We start from the raw sequence: 19,471 nt of genomic DNA on the forward strand, positions 1-19,471 counted from the left end.
AGATGTCGCGGACCAGATTCGAGGAACTGGTCGCCGACGCACTGGACGAGATCCCACCCGGCTTCGCCCGAGCCATGGACAACGTGGTGGTCCTGGTCGAAGACCGCGACCCGAACGACCCGACCCTGCTCGGGCTCTACCACGGGATCGCGCTGACCGAGCGGACCTCGCATTACAGCGGGGCACTGCCGGACCGGATCTTCATCTACCGGGAGGCGATCCTGGACATCTGCGACACCGAGGACGATGTCGTGGAGGAGGTCGCGGTCACCGTGGTGCATGAGATCGCCCACCACTTCGGCCTGGATGATGACCGATTGCATGAACTCGGGTGGGGCTGAGCGCAGATGAGGTGGGCAGCGAAATCCGTCTGCCCACCCCACCGCTCGCCAGTTGGTCTCAACCCTTGACGCAGATGACCTGCTTCAGCTTCGCGACGATCTCGACCAGGTCGTCCTGAGCGCGGATCACCTCGTCGATGTCCTTGTAGGCGCCCGGGATCTCGTCGACCACGCCGCTGTCCTTTCGGCATTCCACGCCCCGGGTCTGCTCGGCCAGGTCCTCGGGCGTGAACTGCTTGCGGGCCTTGTTGCGCGACATCCGGCGGCCCGCGCCGTGGGAGGCCGACTCGAACGAGTCCGGGTTGCCGAGGCCGCGGACGATGTACGAGCCGGTGCCCATCGAGCCCGGGATGATGCCCAGGTCGCCCAGCCCCGCGCGGATCGCGCCCTTGCGGGTGACCAGGACTTCCTCGCCGAAATGCAGTTCCTCGGCCACGTAGTTGTGGTGCGCGGAGATCGGGTCGTCGAACTTGACCTGTGGGAAGTTGCGGCGCAGGACGTCGCACACCAGCCGCAGCATGACGGTGCGGTTGCGGCGGGCGTAGTCCTGGGCCCAGTACAGGTCGTGTCGGTAGGCGGCCATCTGCGGGGTGTCCGCGATGAACACGGCCAGGTCGGGGTCCGGCAGCGCCTGGTTGTGCGCGAGGCCGCGGGCGACCTCGATGTGGTGCTGGGCCAGGATGTTGCCGATACCGCGGGAACCCGAGTGCAGCATCACCCAGACCTGCCCGGTGGTGTCCAGGCAGATCTCGATGAAATGGTTTCCGCCGCCCAGGGTGCCCATTTGGTTGACCGCCTTGGCGCTGTTCGCCCGGACCGTCGGGGTCAGGTCATCGAATGCCTTCCAGAACCGTTCCCAGTCCTTCGCGTCACGGTTGTTGAAAGCTGCTTCCTTGTGCGCGCCGAAACCGACCGGGATCGCCTTCTCCAGCCGCGAGCGCAGTGGCGCCAGGGTGGCGGGCAGGTCGTCGGCGGTCAGCGAGGTGCGTACCGCGGTCATCCCGCAGCCGATGTCGACGCCGACCGCGGCCGGGGAAACCGCGCCGCGCATGGCGATCACCGAGCCGACGGTGGCGCCCATTCCATAGTGGACGTCGGGCATGACGGCCACGTGCTTGAAGGTCCACGGCAGCGCGGCGATATTGTGCAGTTGCCGCATCGCCTGGTCCTCGACCCCCGCGGGGTCGGCCCAGAGTCGAATATCGACGTGTGCACCGGTAATCGTGGTCGCTGCCATGCCGCCAAGGTTAGGGCCCGACCTCGGCGAACTCCAACGATTATCGGCAGGCTATTAGGGCGCCAATCCGGCCCGACGCCACACGGCCGCGCTCGGTCCGCCGATAAGATCGGTCTCGCGCAGGAAGGCAACGACCTTCTCGGTCATCCACCGCCGGGTCTCCCGGAAATACGGATTCGCCCGGGCGACCGCGCGGCCGACCCGCGGGTCGATGCCGACCGAGCGGTAGACCCGCGGGTGGACCAGGGCATCCACGACCGAGACGGCGGTGGCGGCGGTCGCCAGCCGGTGCCACTCCCGCTGTGCGCGGCCAAGCTTCGGCACCGAGCGGACCACCTCCTCGCGCGCGTACCGCACGTGCCGGGCCTCTTCGACCACGTGGATGCGGTTGACCATGCGGATCAGCGGCTGGATCTCCGGATCGTCCATCATGGCCCGCTGCAACCGGTCCGTGGCCTCCTCGGCGACGAGCACCGAGGCGAACATGGACGGGCCGCCCGCGATCGCCTTGTAGTAGCGGCCGAGCTTGTGCAGCAGCCTGCCGGGACCGTAGTTGGGCACCCCGAGCCGCTCGATGGCCTTGGCGAACATGATCGAGTGCCGGGTCTCGTCGCCCACCTCGGTCAGCGCGTACTGGGCGTGCGCGCTGCGCGGGTCCAGGTCGTAGGCGTACCGGACCAGCAGCTGCATCAGGATGATCTCGAACCAGAGTCCCACGCCTGCGATGCTGGCGATCTCGTGCTTGGACAGCTCGATCTGCTGTTCCGGGGTCAAGTTCCGCCACAGGTCGGTGCCGTAGAGAGACACCCGCTCCAACGGCATGTACGCCTTGGTCGGGTCGAGTGGGGCCTGCCAGTCGATGTCCAGGTGGGGGTCGTACGAGGTCCGCGCGGACGCGTCCAGCAGCCGGGAGCCGACCACCTCGGCGTCCTTCGCGCGTAATTCCCGGACCATGGCCACCCTCCCTGATGTTACGGCAGGTAACAGTTACTTCTCGTCCAGGCTGGCGACCGAACGCCTCCTTGTCAAGAGCGATCACCGGCGGACCACCTCGTCGGCCACTACCGTCGAAGGACATGGGCACAGCAACGAAACTGCTGGACACGGTGCTCGACCGCGCGGTGGTCCCGGGCTACAGCAAGATCGGCTACGCGGTGCGCCGCCGGTTCTGGCCCGCCGACCCGGCGCCGGACTCGCTGGTCGGGCGGGTCGCGGTGGTCACCGGCGCCAACTCCGGACTGGGCAAGGCGACGGTCGCGGGCCTGGCCGGGCTGGGCGCGACGGTGGTCATGGTGGTCCGCGACCTGGAGAAGGGCGAACGCGCCCGGCGGGAGATCGTCGAGCAGCTGCCGGACGCGCGGCTGGAGCTGGGCGAGTGCGATGTGTCGAGCCTGGCGAGCGTGCGCGCGTTCGCCGAGGCGTTCCTGGCCGAGCACGAGCGGCTCGATGTGCTGATCCACAACGCGGGCGCGCTGCCGCCCGAGCGCGCGGAGACCCGGGAGGGCCACGAAGTCGCGTTCGCCACGCACGTGCTCGGCCCGTTCCTGCTCACCGGCCTGCTCCGGCCCGCGCTGGTCCCAGGCCCGGGGCGGGTGGTGTTCGTGACCTCGGGCGGTATGTACGCGGCCCGCCTGCACGGCGAGGACCCGCAGTACAGGCATGGCGAGTACTCCGGCGGCAAAGCGTACGCCCGCACCAAGCGCATGCAGGTGGTGCTCGCCGAGCAGTGGGCACGCAGGCTGGTCGACGAGGGCGTGGTCGTGCACAGCACGCACCCCGGCTGGGCCGCCACCCCGGGCGTGTCCGGGTCGCTGCCCGGCTTCGACCGGGTGATGGGTCCGCTGCTGCGCTCCCCCGAACAGGGCGCGGACACGATCGTCTGGCTGGCCGCCGCCGACGCGCCGGGTCACTCGACCGGGGAATTCTGGCATGACCGGCGGACCCGGCCCACGCACTACCTGCCGTGGCAGCACGACGACCCGCGCGACCGCAAGCGCCTGTGGGAGTCGTGTGTTCGGGAGACCGACCTGGCGGTGTGACACCCACCGGGGCGCCTTGCCCGGTCGGGTGACGGCCGGATTGCGGGTAAACAAATCCCGTCTGACGCTCGGACCATGAAACCCAGACACCGAATGGCGCTCGCGGCACTCACGGCGGTGGCGGCGGCGTTCACCCTCTCCACAACCGCGACCGCGGTGAACCACGCGCGGGCGGTGAGCGCCGCGGATGACGCTTACCTCGCCGCCATCGAACCGATTGCCCGCGCGGTCGCGGGTGAGTTCAAGATCCCCGCCTCGGTCACCGCCGCGCAGTCGATCCTCGAATCGGCGTGGGGGCAGAGCAGGCTCGCGGTGAACGACCGGAACTTCTTCGGATTCAAGTGCACCGCGGCCGGTCCCGGCCCGATCGCCATCGACTGCCACGACTACCCCACCAGCGAGTGCACCCCGGACTGCCACCAGGTCCAAGCCCTGTTCCGGGTCTACGACTCGATGGACTCGTCCTTCCGCGACTACGGCCGGGTGCTCAGCACCAGCGCCAACTACGCCGCCGCCCGGCCGCTGGCAGGCGACCCGAACGCGTTCATCGCGGAAGTGGCGAAGAAGTACGCGACCGACCCGCAGTACGCCGACAAGGTCATCCACATCATGCAGGAGAACGATCTCTACCGACTGGACCGACCGCTGCCCTGAGTGACCATTCCGGCACGTTCCGCGTTCGCGCTCGAAAAATTCACTCGCCCTCGGAAAATAGGGCCGGTTGTCCTGTATTTCGCACGACCCCCCGCGCTCTGTTAGGGGTGAGAGTCCCCGTTCTGGGCGCAGGAGGAACGCGATGTTGTGCACGGTGGAGCTGGACGAGGAGCTGTCCGCCCTAGAGGCGTCCCTGGCATCGTCGATCGAGATCCCGGAACAACCCGTGCCAGGGCCACGCACCCCCACCCGTGCCGACCGCGACAACCTCGACACCTTCGTCTCCGCCGCCATCGGCGGGGACACCAGCGCCACCGAGCAGCTGCTGGTGTTCCTGCGCCCGCTGATCCTGCGCTACTGCCGGGCCAAGCTCGGCAGGCTGCCGCGCTCGTTCAGCACCGCCGACGACGTCGCCCAGGAGGTGTGCGTCGCGGTGTTCCGCGCCCTGCCCACCTACCAGCAGCTGGGCCGCCCGTTCCTGTCCTTCGTCTACGGCATCGCCGCGCACAAGATCGCCGACGTGCACCGGGCCAACTCGCGGGACAAGTCGGACCCGATCGCCGAGACGCCGGACATGATGAGCCAGGAGGACGGCCCCGAACAGCTGACCCTGCGGCACGAGCTGGTCGAGCAGACCGGCGCCCTGCTGCGCACCCTCACCCCCCGCCAGCGCGACATCCTCATCATGCGCGTCGTGATGGGCATGTCCGCCCAGGAGACCGCCGACATCGTCGGCACCACGGCGGAGGCCATCCGGGTAGCCCAGCATCGCGCACTCAACCGACTGCGCAAGACACTGGCCAGGCACTGAGACATTTCTTCCCGCCACCCGCCCCCTCATCCCCGCCCGGCATCGTTCCCGGCCTGGCAGGGCACCTCGCCGGAGAGCGTTCCCGACCTGGCAGGACACCTCGCCAGGGTGCGCTCCCGTCTGGCAGGGCACCTCGCCGGAGAGTGTTTCCGGTGCGGTTGGCGCTGAACCCGGGGGCGGGAGTGCGCCGGTCGTGGTCCGGCTTGGGGGAGACGGACCACGACCGGCGAGGGGTTTCCGGGCGGACCGGGTCAGGCGTAGGCGATGGGGATGCGTTGGGCCAGCCCGACGGCATCCGGGCCGCGCTGTTCCAGACCGGCGGTGCGGAGCCTGCCCAGGTGTTCGGTGAGCCGCTTGGACCGGATGTGCGCGGCCAGGTCGACCACCTGGTGGCCGAGGCGGATACCGGTGTCCGGGTCGCCGTCGCGCAGGTGGCAGGTGGCCAGGTCGGTGAGCCGGAACGCGAACCGCTTGGTGCGGCCGGGGTGGGGCTGCGCGGTCGCGGCGGTAAGGGCGTCGATGGCCTTGGGTGCGTAGGCCGGGTCGTGGTCGGCCAGGACGGTGAGGACGCGGCCGGATTCGTTCGACCACAGGTCGTGGTCGAAGCCGCGGGGCTCGGTCAGGTTCGCCGATGTCGTGGCGAGGGCGTCGCGGGCGCGGGCCAGGCCGTCGATGGCCCGGGGCGCGTCGCCCGCCACAGCGTAGGCGCGAGCCTGTGAGGACAGCACCAGACCGGTCGCCTCGCCGGACCTGGCCTGCGCGGCCGACCGGATCCCGAGGGTGAACATCTCATTGGCGTCGCCGTGGTTCGCCTGATGCAGGTGGACGGCGCCGATCTGGTCCATGGCGAGGGCGACGCGCACGGGATCGTCGGCCTCGCGGGCGACCGCCAGGGCCTGACGGGCGTAGTGCAGCGCGGGTTCGGACAGACCGATGTCGTGCGATGCCCACCCGGCGAGGGCGAGCAGGTCCGAGAGCACGCCGCGGAGCTGCCGGACGTCGTCGGACCGCGTGGTCGCCAGGAGGCCACGCGCCCGGCCAACCAGGGCGATCGCCGTGTCCCGGACAGCGCCGCCGCCGAGCTGTCCCTCCTGGACCCACAGGACCCGGGTGAGATCCCGCAGCTGCTCGACCTCGGTACCCCCGGCGGCCGTGTCTGTGGCGGCGGGTGAGCCGAGGATGGCGATGTCCGCGCCTGCCAGCGCCGTCGCCCCCATGGTGGTCTTGGCCAGCAGGCCCATGAACTCACGTCGATCCGGCACCATCGACACCACCTCACCGTGTGTGCGTACGTGATCACACAAGGGTGCCCGGCCACTCGTCGGAGGCCAAGCCCTCCGGTGCGCGTGGGCCGTCCGGTCAGGTCTTGTTCAGGGCGGCGCCGCCGACGTTCGGGGGGAAGCGGTGCTCGTTGCGGTCGATCTTGGCGTGGCCCGCCGCCAGCAGGTCGACGTCGAGCACGTCGGCGAGCCGGATGAGGTAGAGCAGGACGTCCGCCAGCTCGTCCTCCACCCTGGCCCGGGTGGCCGGATCGGTCACCGCCGTCTCGGCCTCGGCCGGGGTGAGCCACTGGAACAGCTCGGTCAGCTCGCCGACCTCGCCGGTCAGCGCCATGATCAGGTTCTTCGGGGTGTGGTACGGCCCCCAGGCGCGGGCCTCGGCGAAGGCGCGCTGGCGGGCGGTGAGTTCTTCGAGGGTCACTTGTCCGTCTTCTTCTTGGAGCGGAGCAGGATCTTCTCCGTCTGCGGGGCCACTGTGCCCGCGGGCGGGACCTGCTCGACGACCACCCAGTTGTGGTCGACGATCAGCTGGCGGCCCTGGCCGGTCGCGTCCTCCTCGGTCAGGAAGTAGAAACCCGCGCTCTGCATCTTGTTCTGCGCGTCCTGGTGGTCCATGCCGACCACGTTCGGTACGGTCGCCGACTTCACCGAGGCCGACGGTGGCACCAACGTTGGCGGATCCGGGATGTGCGTCGTCTTCGGGTCACAACCGGTCAGTGCGATGGCGAGCAACGCGACCACTGCGGCGAACGCGCGCATGGAGACCCCTCGGGTGCGGCGGCGTGGGCACCCTCCATGATCAGCTATCCGCGCGGGCGGCGCCAGCTTCGCGGTGGCGGGCCCGGTGGCGGTCGTCCCATTCCACGATCACCGGGCCGAGCGCCATCATCAGCAGCAGGGTGAACGCCAGCACCAGGCCGGTCCAGTACAGGATCGCCTCGATCATGTTCGTCTCCTTGGGTCGTTTTCGCTGGTACCAGCCTCGCTCGGGAGACCGGGCAGGCGAATCGGCCGAGAAGTCCCGGCGCCCCGGCCGAGCGGTCGGTCCGGGCGCGGCCGACATTGGCCGATCGGCCGATGGGTCGACGCCGGTCGGCTGAGGCGGTGGGCGCCGGACGCCGTTACGTTTCCGGACCATGGAGCTGTTGGTGCCCGTCCGGCGCTGGTTGGCCGGGGTGCTCGGCGCGGTCTACCTGGTCGACGTGGTGCTGTACCTCGCCGACCACACCGACCTCTCGTCCGCGCTCGTGCCGCTGCCGCTGTTCGGGTGCCTGATGCTCGCGCTGTCGCGGCCGCTGTCGGGGGCGGCCGCGGCGGCGGTGTGGCTGGCGGGTGGGTCCGCCGTGATGCACGAGGTCGGTTGGGCGCCGGATGTCCGTGTCGGGGCGAGCGGGCTGCTGCTGTCGGAGTTGGTGGCGGGGGGCGCGCTGATCGCGGTCGTGGTGTGGCGGTGTCGGGGTGCAGCGCTCGCGGGCGTGGTCGCGGCGCTCACCGCGGCGGGCGCGGCGGCCGTGGTGCTGCGGTCCAGCGACCTCTTCTCCTCGATGTACTACTACCGCGTCGAGCGGATCGTCCCGCTCACCGGCCTGATCGGGCTGGTCGTGCTGATCGCGGGCTGTGTGGCCGGGCTGGCGCTGCGCGCGCACGAGGAAGGCGCGAGCGGTGGCATGTCACCCGAGTCCCGGGCGCTGGCCCGCAGGCAGTGGCCACTGGCCGGGGCTCTGCTGGTGTTCGTGCTGCTGGACCTGACCTCGTCCAGTCCCTCCGGTGGCCTGTCCACGTACGTGCTGGAGCTGGCGCTGATGCTGGCGACCGGCGCGTGCGCGGTGCTCGGACCACGCAACCCGGTGCGCTACGCGGTTGTGGCGGCGGGGCTGTTGACCGCGGCCGCGATGCTCGTCCATCCCACCTACCAGGTGGTGGCCCTGCACTCGTTCCTGCCCGTGCCCACCAGCGTGGCGGTGGCACACATGGCCCTGGTGTCCTACCTGGTCCGCTACGCGGACCGGCGCCTCGCGGCGGTGGGGGTCGTCGCGATCGTCGGAGCCGATGTGCTGACCATCCTGCTGGTCGGGGCGGACGGCGGGACCACCGACTTCCTGTTGCTGTCCGGTTTCCTACTGGTGGTGTCGGCGGCGACCGGCCAGTACTTCCGGTCCCGCGACCGGGAGCGGGCGCAGTCGGTGCGGGCCGCGGTCACCGGGGCGCAGCAGGCCGAGCGGCTGGCGCTGGCCCGGGAGCTGCACGACGTGGTCGCCCACCACGTCACCGGGATCGTGGTCGCGGCGCAGGCGGCGCGGCTGGTCGCGGAGCGCAACCCGACCGCGGCAGCGCAGGCGCTGGACCGGATCGAGCACGCCGGGACCGAGGCGCTGACCGCCATGCGGACGCTGGTCGGCAGCATGCGCGGGGCGGCGGTGGCGGGTGCCGAGGGCCAGGCCACGATGGACCTGGAGTCCGATCTGCGGGCGCTGACCGCGAACGTGGCGGGCCCGATCGTGGACCTGGACCTCGCGCTGCCGCCGACCCTGCCACCGGAGGCGGGCCGGTCGGTGCTGCGGATCGTGCAGGAGTCGCTGACCAATGTGGGCAAGCACGCCCGGGACGCGATGACCGTGCACATCGGCATCCGTGTGAACGACGCCGACGAGCTGGTCCTCCGGGTGGTCGACGACGCGCCACAACCCGAGGTGCCACCGGCGGGCGACTCCTCCGGCTACGGTCTGGTCGGCATGCGCGAGCGGATCGACCTGCTCGGCGGCCGGTTCACGGCTGGCCCCGGCGAGCGGGCGGGGTGGGTGGTCGAGGCCGCGTTCCCGCTGCGGAGGGACGAGCCGTGATCCGCGTGCTGATCGCCGACGACCAGGAGATGGTCCGCGCGGGCTTCCGGATGATCCTGGAGACCCAGGACGACATGACCGTGGTCGCGGACGTGCCGGACGGCATCGCGGCGGTCGCGCGGGCCCGCGAGCTGCGGCCGGACGTGTGCCTGGTGGACGTGCGGATGCCCGGTCTGGACGGCCTCGCGGTCACCAGGGCGCTGGCGGGCCCGGCCGTGCCCGACCCGCTCAAGGTGGTCGTGGTGACCACCTTCGACCTCGACGAGTACGTGCACCAGGCGATCGCCAACGGGGCCAGCGGGTTCCTGCTCAAGGACGCGGGCCCGGCGCTGCTGATGGAGGCCGTGCGGGCGGCGGTGCGCGGGGACGCGCTGGTCTCGCCGCAGATCACCGTCCGGCTGCTGCGGCACTTCGCGGACTCGGCAGGCGGGTCTGCCGCGCGGGCGACCCCGCAGGCGAACCCGCTGACCGAGCGGGAGACCGAGGTGGTGCGGGCGGCCGCGCGGGGGCTCACCAACACCGAGATCGGGACCGAGCTGTTCCTGTCGCTGTCCACGGTGAAGACGCACCTGGCCGCGGTGCAGGGCAAGGTCGGCGCCCGGAACCGGGTGGAGATCGCGGCCTGGGCCTGGCGCACCGGCCTGATGACCGACTAGTGGTGCACTAGACCACGGTCTTCACGGTCAGCTGGTTGCCCGGCGGCGAGGTCGCGCAGCCGGTGCCGGGCAGGTCGAGGAACAGCGACGCCGTGTCGTGCGGTGGGTACACGCGCAGGCCGCGCACGGCCGTGGGCTCGCATTGGGCCGGGTCGTAGTTCTGCACGTTGACGAACCCGACATCGGTCGACGCCGAGACGCCGGGCGCCAGCGACACCGGCGCGCCCTTGGTGCCGACCCGGTAGGCGGCTGGGCCGACCTGGTGGCCGTCGTCGCCCGCGACGTACGAGACGCCGGGGAAGCCCTGGATGACGCAGGTGCGGGTGCCGGTGTTGGTGAAGACGAGCTTGCGGTAGACCGTGCCCGCCGCCGCGTCACCGTCGCGGATGGACAGCTTCAGCTCGCCGGACTTGCAGTCCTCGGCGGCGCTGGTCTCCGGCTCCTGGCTCGGCTGGTCCGGCGCGGACGGCGCGGGGCCGGAGGACGTGGGGGCGGCGGTCGGCTCGCTGGCCGTGGTCGACGCGCCGGGGGCCGCCGACTGTCCGGTCTGGACGGCCTGGCCACGGTCGCCGCACCCGCCCAGCGCGGTCACCAGGACCAACCCGCCCACCAGGGCCGCCGCGCGGCGCGCCCGCCCGCCGATCACCCGCTTGTCAGTCACCCACCTCATGCTTCCACGATGGGGCAATTTTCCACGCGCCGCCACCCCGCGCGGGGTTCACAATGGGTCATTCGGGCTGGTAAGAATTGCCGCCCGTTCGGGGGTAGTTACCCGGCGAGACCGAACAGTAGCGTCGCCGTCATGGCGGGGACCAGGTCATCAGCACGATTACCGGTCGCGAGCACGGGAGCGGCGGTTTGAGGTCGAGAACGGGACGGCGGACGGACCAGCGGCTCAACTGGCTGCTCGGCTCCAGCGCGTCGTCCAACCTGGGAGACGGCATCGGCAAGGTCGCGTTCCCGCTGCTCGGCGCCAGCCTGACCCGGGACCCGCTGCTCATCGCGGGCCTGTCCGCCACCTCGTTCCTGCCCTGGCTGCTGTTCGCGCTGGTCAGCGGCGCGCTGGTGGACCGGGTCGACCGGCGCAAGGCAATGCTGCTGGCGAACGCCTCACGCGCGGTCGTGGTCGGCCTGCTGACCGTGCTGGTGCTGTGTGACGCGGTGTCGATCTGGCTGCTGTACCTGCTCGCCCTGTTCATCGGCACGGTCGAGACTGTCGCCGACAGCGCGGCCCAGGCGTTGATCCCGGCCGTGGTCGAACGGTCCGGTTTGGAATCCGCCAACGGCAAGCTGCAGGCCGCGGAGATCGTCGGACAGACCTTCCTCGGCGGTCCGCTGGGCAGCCTCACGTTCGCGGCGTTCGCGGCGCTGCCGTTCCTGCTCAACTCGGTCGGCTTCGCGCTCGCGGCCGTCTTCCTCATCGCTCTGCGCGGCAACTACCGACCACCCGCCGTCGGCCCCACGCCCAGGCTCCGCGTCCAACTCGGCGACGGGTTGCGCTGGCTGCGGGACAAGCCGCTGATGGTCCAATTCGTACTCTTCGCCGCCGCGCTGGCGCTGTGCTCCGAGCTGGCCCAGGGCATCCTGGTCCTCTACGGCCTCCAGGACCTCGGCCTCAACGACGCCGAATACGGTCTGCTGGCACTGGTCGGCGGGGTCGGCGGTCTACTCGGTGCGGCCGCCGCGGCCCGGCTGACCCGGTGGCTGCCGCGCCGGACCGTCCTCACCGGATCGGTGCTCGGCTGCGGGCTCGGCTTCGGGGTGATGGGCCTGGTGCCCAACCCATGGGTCGGCGGCGTGATGTTCGGCGTGTTCGCGTGCAGCGTGGTGGTGTTCAACGTGATCGCGGGCGCGCTGCGGCACGCGCTGATCCCCGAGCACCTGTTCGGCCGGGTGCTGGGCGTGTGGCGGACGGCGGTGTGGGGCGCGGTCCCGGTTGGCGCGATGCTCGGCGGCCTGCTGGCCGCCTGGCTGAGCACCCGGGCGGTGTTCCTGATCTCCGGCGGGCTGCAGCTGGTGGTGGCCGTCCTGCTCTGGGTGGTGCTGGGCAGGCACCGGGAAGCCATCGCCAGCCTGGACCAGGCCGACGACATCGAGACCATCGCGGCCGTGGAGGTGGCGGCCGAGGTGCCGACCGCCCCCGAGGCCGTGCCCGGCGTGCCGCCGGTCGCCCCCCGGCACTCCGACGAAACCGCGACCGCCGGGGCCTGACACGAACCGGGGGCGGCCCCGGAACACCGGCACCGCCCCCGCTGTTGCAGACCGCTACTTGCTGGCCACCTTGCGGTACTTGGCCACCGCGATCGGCATGAAGATCACCAGAACCACCACACAGGACAGGATCGCGTAGAGCACGGTGTGGTGCGCGGGCCAGACATCCGACCGACCGAGCACCCCGGTGGGGCGCGCGTTGCCGAACAGCTCGCGGGCGGCGTCGGCCACCGCGGTGACCGGGTTCCACTCGGCGATCACCTTCAGCGGCCCCGGCATGCTCGACGCGGACACGAACGCCGACGAGATGAAGGTGACCGGGAACATCCAGATGAAGCCCGCGCTCTGCGCGACCTGGACGCTGCCCGCCACCAGACCGATCCACGCGCCGATCCAGGACATCGCGAACGAGAACCCGAGCAGCAGCAGGTAGCCGCCGATCGCGTCCAGGAAGCTGCCCCGGATGCGCCAGCCGACCAGCAGGCCGCACAGCGACATCACCAGCAGCCCGATCGCGCTGACCACCAGGTCGGAGGCGGTGCGGCCGATGAGCACGGCCGCCCGCGCCATGGGCAGCGAGCGGAACCGGTCGATGACGCCCTTCTCCAGGTCGGCCGCCATGCCGATGGTGGTGTACGCGGAGTTGAACGCCACCGTCTGGGCGAAGATGCCGCCCATCAGGAACTCCCGGTACACCGCCGGGTCGTTGCCGATGCTGCCCGCGAACACGAACGCGAACAGCAGCACGAACATGATGGGCTGCAGGGTGGCGCCGAGCAGCAGGTCGGGCTGGCGGCGCACGTTCATCAGGTTGCGCCAGGTGACCACGCCGCTGTCGCGGGTGCCCGCGGTGAGGACGCTCATCAGGACTGCTCCTTCCGCGCCTTGCGGCCCTTGCGCTTGCCCTCGGCTTCCGGGGCCGCCTCCTCGGCGATATGGCCGGTGAGGGAGAGGAAGACGTCGTCCAGCGTGGGCCGGTGCAGCGCCACGTCGAGCACGCTCACGTTCTCCTGGTCGAGCCTGCGCAGCGCCTCCACCAGCGCCTTCGGCCCGGTGTCGACCCGGACCTGGACCCGCCGCTGGTGGTCCTCCACGGTCGGCTCGTCCGCGCCCACCTCGGCCAGCACGATCTTGGTGACCGGGATCTCGGCCGGGTCGGCCACCACGATCTCCAGCCGCTCGCCGCCCACCTGGGCCTTGAGCTGGTCGGCGGTGCCGCTGGCGATGACCTTGCCGTGGTCGATGACCAGGATGGTGTCGGCCAGCTGGTCCGCCTCCTCCAGGTACTGGGTGGTGAGCAGCACGGTCGCGCCGTCCGCGACCAGCTCACCGATGACGTCCCAGGTGTCCATCCGGCCGCGCGGGTCCAGCCCTGTGGTCGGCTCGTCCAGCACGACCACGGCGGGCTCCGCGACCAGCGCACCCGCCAGGTCGAGCCTGCGCCGCATGCCGCCGGAGTAGGTACGGGCCGGACGGTCGCCCGCGTCCTTCAGCCGGAACCGGCTGATCAGCTCACGGGCCCGGGTGGCCGCGTCGGTACGACTCTTGCCGTAGAGCCTGCCGACCATGAACAGGTTCTCGTAGCCGGTGAGATGCTCATCGACGGCCGCGTACTGCCCCGACAACCCGATCGAGCGACGCACCGCGTCCGGGTCGGTGAGCACATCGTGGCCCGCGATGAACGCCGTGCCCGAGTCGGGTCTGAGCAATGTGGTCAAAATGCGGACAGTGGTCGTCTTACCGGCACCGTTGGGCCCCAGCAGACCGAGCACCGTGCCCGCCGGTATCTCCAGGTCGACCCCGTCCAACGCACGAGTCGACCCAAAAGTCTTCACCAACGACTCCGCACGCACAGCGATCGAGGACGTGGGCGGGGGCATAAGCCCTCCCTGACATAGTCCGAATAAGTACGCGCCGCAGGGTAGCCCCCCACCCTGACACTGTGCTTTTGCTCGGCTTCGCCTCGCGGCGGGATCGCCTTCAGCCGGTCTCTTCCCGCCCGATCACGTGCGGCCCGGGGGCCGAACGCGATCGGGCGGGAAGAGACCGGCGCGATCCCGCGTGGTGGTCCAGTTAGGGGTGGCTGAGTTGGGGGTGGGTGGGTTGGGGTGGGTGGGTTGGGGTGGGTGGGTTCCGCGCTAAATCTGCACACCAGTCCACTCAAGACAGTGCCACCCAGCACTCCGCAGCTCCAGCAGCACATGCCCCGTATTAGGCAACAGCTTCACCTCAGCCAGCTGCGCCCCAACATTGTCCGACAACCACTCCGCCCCCAACCGGATGATCCCACCATGGCTCACCACCACAACCAGACCATCCGAATGAGACTGTCGAATTCCCCCGATCGCGCCAAGGTAGCGCTCCCGAATCCGCCCCCCGGTCTCCCCTTCGGCCATCCCGACGTCGAGATCACCTCTCGTCCACCGCGTGTACATCTCACCGAACTGCCGTAACGCCGCCTCGTCGGAGCGCCCCTCCAACTCCCCGACCGAGACCTCATGCAGACCGTCCACAACCTCGACAGTCAACCCATGCCGCTTGGCCACCGGCGCCGCAGTCTCCTGCGCCCGCAACGCCACACTGGCATACACCGCCACTACCCGCTCGTCACCGAGCCGCTCCGCCAGCGCATGGGCCTGCCTACGACCCATCTTGGTCAACGGCGGACCAGGCGGCCGCGTATCCAGCGCGTGTCGCACATTGGAGGCAGTCTCACCATGCCGGATCAACATGATCCGCAGACTCACACGTCCTCCCCACGCAGGATCGCGCCCACCCAGTGATCCGAGTCCGCATAGTCCGACTCACGGTTAGGCGCCACAACATCAGCAACCAACCTTTCCCCACCCGCCCAGCCCTCTGCACCTTCCGCCTTCGGATACGACCCCAAGAAGACCACCCGCTGACTACGCCGACGCAGCGCAGCCAACGCCCCAGCCACCCGCTGCTCCCGGATATGCCCATCAAAGTCCAGGTAGAACCGATATTCCCCAAACCGGTTACGCAGCGGGCGGGACTCGATCCTGGTCAGGTTGATACCGCGGGTGGCCAGCTCAGTGAGCACCACAGCCAGCTCCCCCGGCCGATGCGAGACCACGACGATCACCGACGTGCGGTCCGCCCCGGACGGCTCGGCGACCGGTCGCGGACGTGACAGCAGCAGGAACCGCGTGATCGCGTCCGGCTCGTCGGCGACGTCGGTGGCCAGCTCGGCCAGCGGGTAGTGACTCAGTGCGACCGGCGCGGTCACCGCCGCGTCGAACTCGCCGTCGCGCACCCCCACCGCGGCCGCGGCCGTGGAGCTCGCCGCGCGTCGGGCGGCGTCCGGCAGGTTCGTCCGCAACCAACGGTCGACCTGGGCCAGCGCGTGCGGGTGGCTGGCGACCGAGCGCACATCGGCGGCCGCGGTGCCGGGGCGCACCAGGATGGAGAAGCGGATCGGCAGCAGGTGCTCGCCGAGAGCGACGACCGGCGGGCCGTCGGCGGCCAGCGCGTCCATGGTCGCCGAGACCGCGCCCTCGACCGAGTTCTCCACCGGCACGCAGGCCAGCTCGACCTGCCCGGAGCGCACCGCGGCGACCGCGTCCGGCGTGGTGGGCAGGGGCACGAACGCCGCGTCCGGGGCCAGCGCGCGGGCGGCCTGCTCGGTGAATGTTCCCTCTGGCCCGAAGTAGGCGAGTCTCGGCACGCGGCCCACAGTACGCAGGCCGGACACCTGGATGAGATGTGGCGGTTGCCAAACGGCGGTTACCCCCAGTGTCCCTTTGGTGTCATGCTGGAGACCGTGACCGCGGATTCGGAGACCGAGACAGCGGCGGCCCCCCGCCCGGTGTCCGGTGCGCTCGAACTGGTCCTGTGCGCGGTCAGCGAGCCCCTTGCCGCCGCCTGGGACACCGCGGCCGAAGGGCGCCCCCAGCTGCGGGTGCACCGTGGGTCGGTCCTGGACGTGGCCGCGCACGCGGTCGTCTCCCCGGCCAATTCGTACGGTTACATGCGCGGCGGCATCGACGCCACATACACACACGTGTTCCCCGCCATCGAGCAGCGGGTGCGCAGTGCGGTCCTGGCCTACCACGGCGGCGAGCTGCCCGTCGGCGAGGCGCTGATCGTGCCCACCGGCGCGGGCAGGCCGGGCTGGCTAATCACCGCGCCTACTATGCGCGAACCCGCGCAGACCCTGGCCGCCGAGACGGTGCACCCCTACCTGGCCGCGCGCGCCGTGTTCCGGTTGTGGCGCGACGGCGCATTGGACGATGGCAGACCCGTGCGCTCGGTGGTCAGCACGATCGCGACACCGGGCCTGGGCACCGGGGTTGGCGGGGTACCGCCCGAGGTGTGCGCCCGCCAGGTCGCCGCCGCCTGGGACGCGGTCTTCGCCGACAACTGAGCGCACACGTTTGCCATCGGGCATCAACCCGTGGTGTTCATTTCCCGTTAGAGCGGGCCGCACTGTCTCATGGACACGGTGTTCAACGCGACGTCATGTGCGCCACACCCCTGGTCCCACTATCGGTGCAGTCGGTCACAGCGCGAACCCCACCCGAACACCTACGTTGACCACGGTACGTACCACCCCCGGTACGCCCCACCCCCGGCGTGAGGGAGCCCCACAGATGGCGCGGGTGCGCGAGCTGAGCCCCTATGTGGAACTGCGCCGCGAGCAGTGGCGCGAACTGCGCGAGTCGACACCGCTACCACTGACCCTCGACGAACTGGTGGCGTTGCGCGGCCTCGGCGACCCGGTCGACCTGGAAGAGGTCGTCGACGTCTACCTGCCGCTGTCCCGACTGATCTCGCTGCAGGTGGCGGCCCGGCAACGGCTGTACAGCTCGACCGTGGAGTTCCTCGGCGAGGACAGCCGCACGGCGGCCAAGGTGCCGTTCGTGATCGGCATCGCGGGCAGCGTCGCGGTCGGCAAGTCCACCACCGCCCGCCTCCTGCGCCTGCTGCTCGCCCGGTGGCCCGATCACCCACACGTGGATCTGGTGACCACGGACGGCTTCCTCTACTCGAAGGCCGAACTGACCCGCCGCGACCTGATGAGCCGCAAGGGCTTCCCGGAAAGCTACGACCGCCGAGCCCTCCTGCGGTTCGTGTCCGAGGTGAAGTCCGGCGCCGAGGAGGTGCGCGCGCCTGTCTACTCGCACCTGGCGTACGACATCGTGCCCGACGAGGAGCAGATCGTGCGCAGGCCGGACATCCTCATCGTGGAGGGCCTGAACGTCCTGCAACCCGCCACCCGCCTGGCGGTCTCCGACCTGTTCGACTTCTCGATCTACGTCGACGCCCACTCCGACGACATAGAACGCTGGTACATCGACCGCTTCCTCGCCCTACGCGGCACCGCGTTCGCCGACCCGGCCTCACACTTCCACCACTACGCCGAACTGACCGACGAGCAAGCACGGGCCGAGGCGACCCGGCTGTGGCGGCAGATCAACGAGCCGAACCTGGTCAGCAACATCCTGCCCACCCGCCCCCGAGCCACCCTGGTCCTGCGCAAGGGCCCGGACCACCGGATCAGCCGCGTCCGACTCCGTAAGCTCTGACCCGTGATCCGGGTACTGCTGGTCGACGACCACGAGGTCGTCCGCAGAGGCCTGCGCGACCTACTCGACGGCGAGAAGGGCATCGAGGTCACCGCCCAGGCAGGCTCGGTCTCCGAAGCCCTGGTCCGCGCCAACGCCACCCCGATCGACGTGGCAGTGGTGGACGTCCGCCTCCCGGACGGCGACGGCGTATCCCTGTGCCGCTCCCTGCGCGCCCTCCCGACTCCCCCGGCCTGCCTGGTCCTGACCGCCTTCGACGACGAGCAGGCCCTGGTTGAGGCCATCATGGCAGGCGCGGCTGGCTACCTGCTGAAACAGGTACGCGGCCAGGACCTCGTCAACGCGGTCCGTGAGGTGGCGGCGGGTCGTTCCCTGTTGGATCCGGTGACCACGGCCCGGGTGCTGGAACGCATGCGGCGCAAGGATGAACTGGCTTCGTTCACCGAGCGAGAGCGGGAAGTGCTCTCGCTGATCGGCGAGGGATTGTCCAACCGGGAGATCGCGGAACGGATGTTCCTGGCCGAGAAGACAGTGAAGAACTATGTGACGTCGGTCCTCGCCAAACTCGGTCTGGCCCGCCGCACCCAAGCTGTCGCCTGGATCGCCCGCAGACAACAGGGCCAACAACGCTGAGCCCGCTCAACCCGACAGCGGGACCTGCCAGGTGACGGTGGTGCCGCTGCGTGGGGAGGAGCGGACCTCACAGGTCCCACCCGCCTGTTCGGCTCGTTCGTGGAGGTTCTTCAGCCCGCGCTGGGTGACGCCCTGCGGGATCCCGCACCCGTCGTCAGCCACGGTCAGCCGGAGCAGCTTTCCGTCCCGTCTCAGATGGACAGCTACCCGCAGCGCTCCCGCGTGCCTGACCACATTGGACAGGGCTTCCCGAAGCGCGGCGCGGAGGTGATCGGCGACGTCAGCTGGCACATCATCGATATCCGGCGCAAGATCAATAGACGGTTCGAAGCCGAGCAGCTCACGAGCGGTGGCAACCTCAGCGAGTACCGACTCCGCGAGGCCCATCACGGGCTGCACCGGATCAGGATTGCGCAAGGTCCGAACCACCGAGCGAACATCCGCAATAGCGGCATCGAGCTGATCGACGGCGTCGCCGAGACGAGTCGCGTCCGGCTTGGCGAGTTTGCGGGAAGGCCGACGTGCCAACAGGTCCAGCTGCATCCCCGCCGCATAGAGCCGCTGCACGATGACGTCGTGTAGATCGCGAGCGATGCGCTCACGTTCCTCGTACAGATCAACTCGCTGCCGGGCGGTATGCCCCTCAGCCAGCACGAGCATCAACCCGGCCTGAGCCGCGAACGCGGTGAGCACATCAACCGTGGCGCTGGTGAACGCCTTCGCGCCACGTCGGCGATAGACGGTCAATGCACCAAGCCGGGTCTCGCGAGTGCCGAACGGCGCGGCAGCAAAGGGGCCGTAGTGGCGGAGTTCGCGTGGCACATAGGGCGCGGTGCGCGGGTCGGTAGTCACATCGTCCGCGACGATTGGCACCCCACCACGCGCTACCCGAGCGGCAGAGGAACGCGGAGACAGCACGAGACCAAGCGGATCACTGTCACGGGCACCATGAGCAGCCTCAATGGTCAACGAGCCGTCGGGCCCACCAGCCATCACCAACCCAAGATCAGCCTCGGCCAACTCTGCCGCCGCGCGCACGACCAAGTGCAGCACCGCATCCGGGTCTTCCCCGGACAACGCCGCCGTGGCGATCTCGGTAGACGCGGTGAGAGTGCGCGCCGCAAGTGTTGGATCCATAGGCCGCATTCAGCCTAAGCCCCCGTGTCTATTTCCTCCCACCACCCGCCCCCTCATCCCCGCCCGGCATCGTCCCCGACCTG

General features: G+C 70.2%; 21 protein-coding genes and 1 pseudogene. 10 read left to right on the top strand and 12 right to left on the bottom strand.

Going from position 1 to position 19,471, the window contains the following annotated elements:
- The first annotated feature begins 2 nt into the window (after nucleotides 1–2).
- Nucleotides 3–341, top strand: coding sequence for a metallopeptidase family protein (locus C503_RS0117185; RefSeq protein WP_018683454.1), 339 nt, complete (start codon nucleotides 3–5; stop codon nucleotides 339–341).
- Between the two features lie 58 nt (nucleotides 342–399).
- Here C503_RS0117185 and C503_RS0117190 read toward each other — a convergent pair whose 3' ends face one another.
- Together C503_RS0117190 and C503_RS0117195 are read right to left on the bottom strand one after the other, a co-directional pair.
- Nucleotides 400–1,578 carry an RtcB family protein gene (locus C503_RS0117190; protein WP_026316402.1) on the bottom strand — a complete coding sequence of 393 codons (1,179 nt, stop codon included), beginning with the start codon at nucleotides 1,576–1,578 and terminating at the stop codon, nucleotides 400–402.
- A gap of 54 nt (nucleotides 1,579–1,632) precedes the next feature.
- Complete coding sequence (locus C503_RS0117195) at nucleotides 1,633–2,532, bottom strand: AurF N-oxygenase family protein (RefSeq protein WP_018683456.1); 900 nt, start codon at nucleotides 2,530–2,532, stop codon at nucleotides 1,633–1,635.
- A gap of 122 nt (nucleotides 2,533–2,654) precedes the next feature.
- Between C503_RS0117195 and C503_RS0117200 the strand changes: the two genes are divergently transcribed.
- From C503_RS0117200 to C503_RS39705, 3 genes are all read left to right on the top strand, one after another.
- The gene (locus C503_RS0117200; protein ID WP_018683457.1) at nucleotides 2,655–3,617 is read left to right on the top strand and encodes an SDR family oxidoreductase; all 963 of its coding nucleotides are present in this window, start codon (nucleotides 2,655–2,657) and stop codon (nucleotides 3,615–3,617) included.
- A gap of 75 nt (nucleotides 3,618–3,692) precedes the next feature.
- Nucleotides 3,693–4,271 carry a glucosaminidase domain-containing protein gene (locus C503_RS0117205; protein ID WP_245572504.1) on the top strand — a complete coding sequence of 193 codons (579 nt, stop codon included), beginning with the start codon at nucleotides 3,693–3,695 and terminating at the stop codon, nucleotides 4,269–4,271.
- 142 nt (nucleotides 4,272–4,413) lie between these two features.
- Nucleotides 4,414–5,082 carry a sigma-70 family RNA polymerase sigma factor gene (locus C503_RS39705; protein WP_018683459.1) on the top strand — a complete coding sequence of 223 codons (669 nt, stop codon included), beginning with the start codon at nucleotides 4,414–4,416 and terminating at the stop codon, nucleotides 5,080–5,082.
- Nucleotides 5,083–5,333: 251 nt separating this feature from the next.
- Here C503_RS39705 and C503_RS0117215 read toward each other — a convergent pair.
- The 4 genes and pseudogenes from C503_RS0117215 to C503_RS46015 all read right to left on the bottom strand — a co-directional run.
- Nucleotides 5,334–6,416, bottom strand: a pseudogene (locus C503_RS0117215) (NsdA family TPR-like regulatory protein); the annotation flags it as partial.
- Between the two features lie 25 nt (nucleotides 6,417–6,441).
- Nucleotides 6,442–6,783, bottom strand: a complete 342-nt coding sequence (locus C503_RS0117220) for a nucleotide pyrophosphohydrolase (RefSeq protein ID WP_018683461.1) — start codon at nucleotides 6,781–6,783, stop codon at nucleotides 6,442–6,444.
- Entirely contained in the window at nucleotides 6,780–7,121 is a 342-nt protein-coding gene (locus C503_RS44630) for a PASTA domain-containing protein (RefSeq protein WP_018683462.1), read from the bottom strand. The genes C503_RS0117220 and C503_RS44630 overlap by 4 nt, the downstream gene beginning before the upstream one ends.
- A 40-nt stretch (nucleotides 7,122–7,161) precedes the next feature.
- A complete protein-coding gene (locus C503_RS46015; RefSeq protein WP_018683463.1) occupies nucleotides 7,162–7,308 on the bottom strand; it encodes a hypothetical protein in 147 nt (48 codons plus the stop codon).
- 190 nt (nucleotides 7,309–7,498) lie between these two features.
- Here C503_RS46015 and C503_RS0117235 point away from each other — a divergent pair, with 190 nt between their 5' ends.
- Both C503_RS0117235 and C503_RS0117240 read left to right on the top strand, forming a co-directional pair.
- Nucleotides 7,499–9,202, top strand: a complete 1,704-nt coding sequence (locus tag C503_RS0117235; RefSeq protein ID WP_018683464.1) for a sensor histidine kinase — start codon at nucleotides 7,499–7,501, stop codon at nucleotides 9,200–9,202.
- Complete coding sequence (locus C503_RS0117240) at nucleotides 9,199–9,858, top strand: response regulator (protein ID WP_018683465.1); 660 nt, start codon at nucleotides 9,199–9,201, stop codon at nucleotides 9,856–9,858. Before C503_RS0117235 ends, C503_RS0117240 begins: the two co-directional genes overlap by 4 nt.
- A gap of 7 nt (nucleotides 9,859–9,865) precedes the next feature.
- On the opposite strand, the gene C503_RS0117245 is transcribed toward C503_RS0117240, so the two are convergent.
- Nucleotides 9,866–10,528 carry a DUF4232 domain-containing protein gene (locus C503_RS0117245; protein ID WP_084477170.1) on the bottom strand — a complete coding sequence of 221 codons (663 nt, stop codon included), beginning with the start codon at nucleotides 10,526–10,528 and terminating at the stop codon, nucleotides 9,866–9,868.
- Between the two features lie 188 nt (nucleotides 10,529–10,716).
- On the opposite strand from C503_RS0117245, the gene C503_RS0117250 reads away from it, so the two are divergent.
- A complete protein-coding gene (locus C503_RS0117250; RefSeq protein WP_018683467.1) occupies nucleotides 10,717–12,069 on the top strand; it encodes an MFS transporter in 1,353 nt (450 codons plus the stop codon).
- Nucleotides 12,070–12,123: 54 nt separating this feature from the next.
- On the opposite strand, the gene C503_RS0117255 is transcribed toward C503_RS0117250, so the two are convergent.
- The 4 genes from C503_RS0117255 to pheA form a co-directional block, all read right to left on the bottom strand.
- Entirely contained in the window at nucleotides 12,124–12,933 is an 810-nt protein-coding gene (locus C503_RS0117255; protein WP_018683468.1) for an ABC transporter permease, read from the bottom strand.
- Nucleotides 12,933–13,949 (bottom strand): daunorubicin resistance protein DrrA family ABC transporter ATP-binding protein, encoded by a 1,017-nt coding sequence (locus tag C503_RS0117260; RefSeq protein WP_033400698.1) that lies wholly within the window; start codon nucleotides 13,947–13,949, stop codon nucleotides 12,933–12,935. Before C503_RS0117260 ends, C503_RS0117255 begins: the two co-directional genes overlap by 1 nt.
- 258 nt (nucleotides 13,950–14,207) lie before the next feature.
- Complete coding sequence (locus tag C503_RS0117265; protein ID WP_425393526.1) at nucleotides 14,208–14,816, bottom strand: histidine phosphatase family protein; 609 nt, start codon at nucleotides 14,814–14,816, stop codon at nucleotides 14,208–14,210.
- Complete coding sequence (gene pheA / locus C503_RS0117270) at nucleotides 14,813–15,757, bottom strand: prephenate dehydratase (protein ID WP_033400722.1); 945 nt, start codon at nucleotides 15,755–15,757, stop codon at nucleotides 14,813–14,815. The genes C503_RS0117265 and pheA overlap by 4 nt, the downstream gene beginning before the upstream one ends.
- 84 nt (nucleotides 15,758–15,841) lie before the next feature.
- Between pheA and C503_RS0117275 the strand changes: the two genes are divergently transcribed.
- The 3 genes from C503_RS0117275 to C503_RS0117285 all read left to right on the top strand — a co-directional run bounded on the left by C503_RS0117275 (nucleotide 15,842) and on the right by C503_RS0117285 (nucleotide 18,251).
- A complete protein-coding gene (locus C503_RS0117275) occupies nucleotides 15,842–16,456 on the top strand; it encodes a macro domain-containing protein (RefSeq protein WP_018683472.1) in 615 nt (204 codons plus the stop codon).
- A 226-nt stretch (nucleotides 16,457–16,682) separates the two neighbouring features.
- On the top strand, nucleotides 16,683–17,618 hold the full coding sequence (gene coaA / locus C503_RS0117280; protein WP_018683473.1) for a type I pantothenate kinase: 936 nt from the start codon (nucleotides 16,683–16,685) through the stop codon (nucleotides 17,616–17,618).
- A 6-nt stretch (nucleotides 17,619–17,624) separates the two neighbouring features.
- Complete coding sequence (locus C503_RS0117285) at nucleotides 17,625–18,251, top strand: response regulator (RefSeq protein ID WP_026316405.1); 627 nt, start codon at nucleotides 17,625–17,627, stop codon at nucleotides 18,249–18,251.
- Between the two features lie 6 nt (nucleotides 18,252–18,257).
- On the opposite strand, the gene C503_RS0117290 is transcribed toward C503_RS0117285, so the two are convergent.
- Nucleotides 18,258–19,388, bottom strand: coding sequence for a GAF domain-containing sensor histidine kinase (locus C503_RS0117290; RefSeq protein WP_018683475.1), 1,131 nt, complete (start codon nucleotides 19,386–19,388; stop codon nucleotides 18,258–18,260).
- Nucleotides 19,389–19,471: the final 83 nt, after the last annotated feature.

This window comes from Actinokineospora enzanensis DSM 44649 (assembly GCF_000374445.1).
Classification (GTDB): Bacteria; Actinomycetota; Actinomycetes; order Mycobacteriales; family Pseudonocardiaceae; genus Actinokineospora; species Actinokineospora enzanensis.

Excerpts from the sequence above, each read along its gene's own strand:
- C503_RS0117260 (WP_033400698.1), bottom strand. The coding sequence starts at position 13,949 with ATGCCCCCGCCCACGTCCTCGATCGCTGTGCGTGCGGAGTCGTTGGTG.
- C503_RS46015 (WP_018683463.1), bottom strand. The coding sequence starts at position 7,308 with ATGATCGAGGCGATCCTGTACTGGACCGGCCTGGTGCTGGCGTTCACC.
- C503_RS0117245 (WP_084477170.1), bottom strand. The coding sequence starts at position 10,528 with ATGAGGTGGGTGACTGACAAGCGGGTGATCGGCGGGCGGGCGCGCCGC.
- C503_RS0117290 (WP_018683475.1), bottom strand. The coding sequence starts at position 19,388 with ATGGATCCAACACTTGCGGCGCGCACTCTCACCGCGTCTACCGAGATC.
- C503_RS0117200 (WP_018683457.1), top strand. The coding sequence starts at position 2,655 with ATGGGCACAGCAACGAAACTGCTGGACACGGTGCTCGACCGCGCGGTG.
- C503_RS39705 (WP_018683459.1), top strand. The coding sequence starts at position 4,414 with ATGTTGTGCACGGTGGAGCTGGACGAGGAGCTGTCCGCCCTAGAGGCG.
- C503_RS0117235 (WP_018683464.1), top strand. The coding sequence starts at position 7,499 with ATGGAGCTGTTGGTGCCCGTCCGGCGCTGGTTGGCCGGGGTGCTCGGC.
- C503_RS0117275 (WP_018683472.1), top strand. The coding sequence starts at position 15,842 with ATGCTGGAGACCGTGACCGCGGATTCGGAGACCGAGACAGCGGCGGCC.
- C503_RS0117190 (WP_026316402.1), bottom strand. The coding sequence starts at position 1,578 with ATGGCAGCGACCACGATTACCGGTGCACACGTCGATATTCGACTCTGG.
- C503_RS0117185 (WP_018683454.1), top strand. The coding sequence starts at position 3 with ATGTCGCGGACCAGATTCGAGGAACTGGTCGCCGACGCACTGGACGAG.
- C503_RS0117255 (WP_018683468.1), bottom strand. The coding sequence starts at position 12,933 with ATGAGCGTCCTCACCGCGGGCACCCGCGACAGCGGCGTGGTCACCTGG.
- coaA (WP_018683473.1), top strand. The coding sequence starts at position 16,683 with ATGGCGCGGGTGCGCGAGCTGAGCCCCTATGTGGAACTGCGCCGCGAG.
- C503_RS0117205 (WP_245572504.1), top strand. The coding sequence starts at position 3,693 with ATGAAACCCAGACACCGAATGGCGCTCGCGGCACTCACGGCGGTGGCG.
- C503_RS44630 (WP_018683462.1), bottom strand. The coding sequence starts at position 7,121 with ATGCGCGCGTTCGCCGCAGTGGTCGCGTTGCTCGCCATCGCACTGACC.
- C503_RS0117195 (WP_018683456.1), bottom strand. The coding sequence starts at position 2,532 with ATGGTCCGGGAATTACGCGCGAAGGACGCCGAGGTGGTCGGCTCCCGG.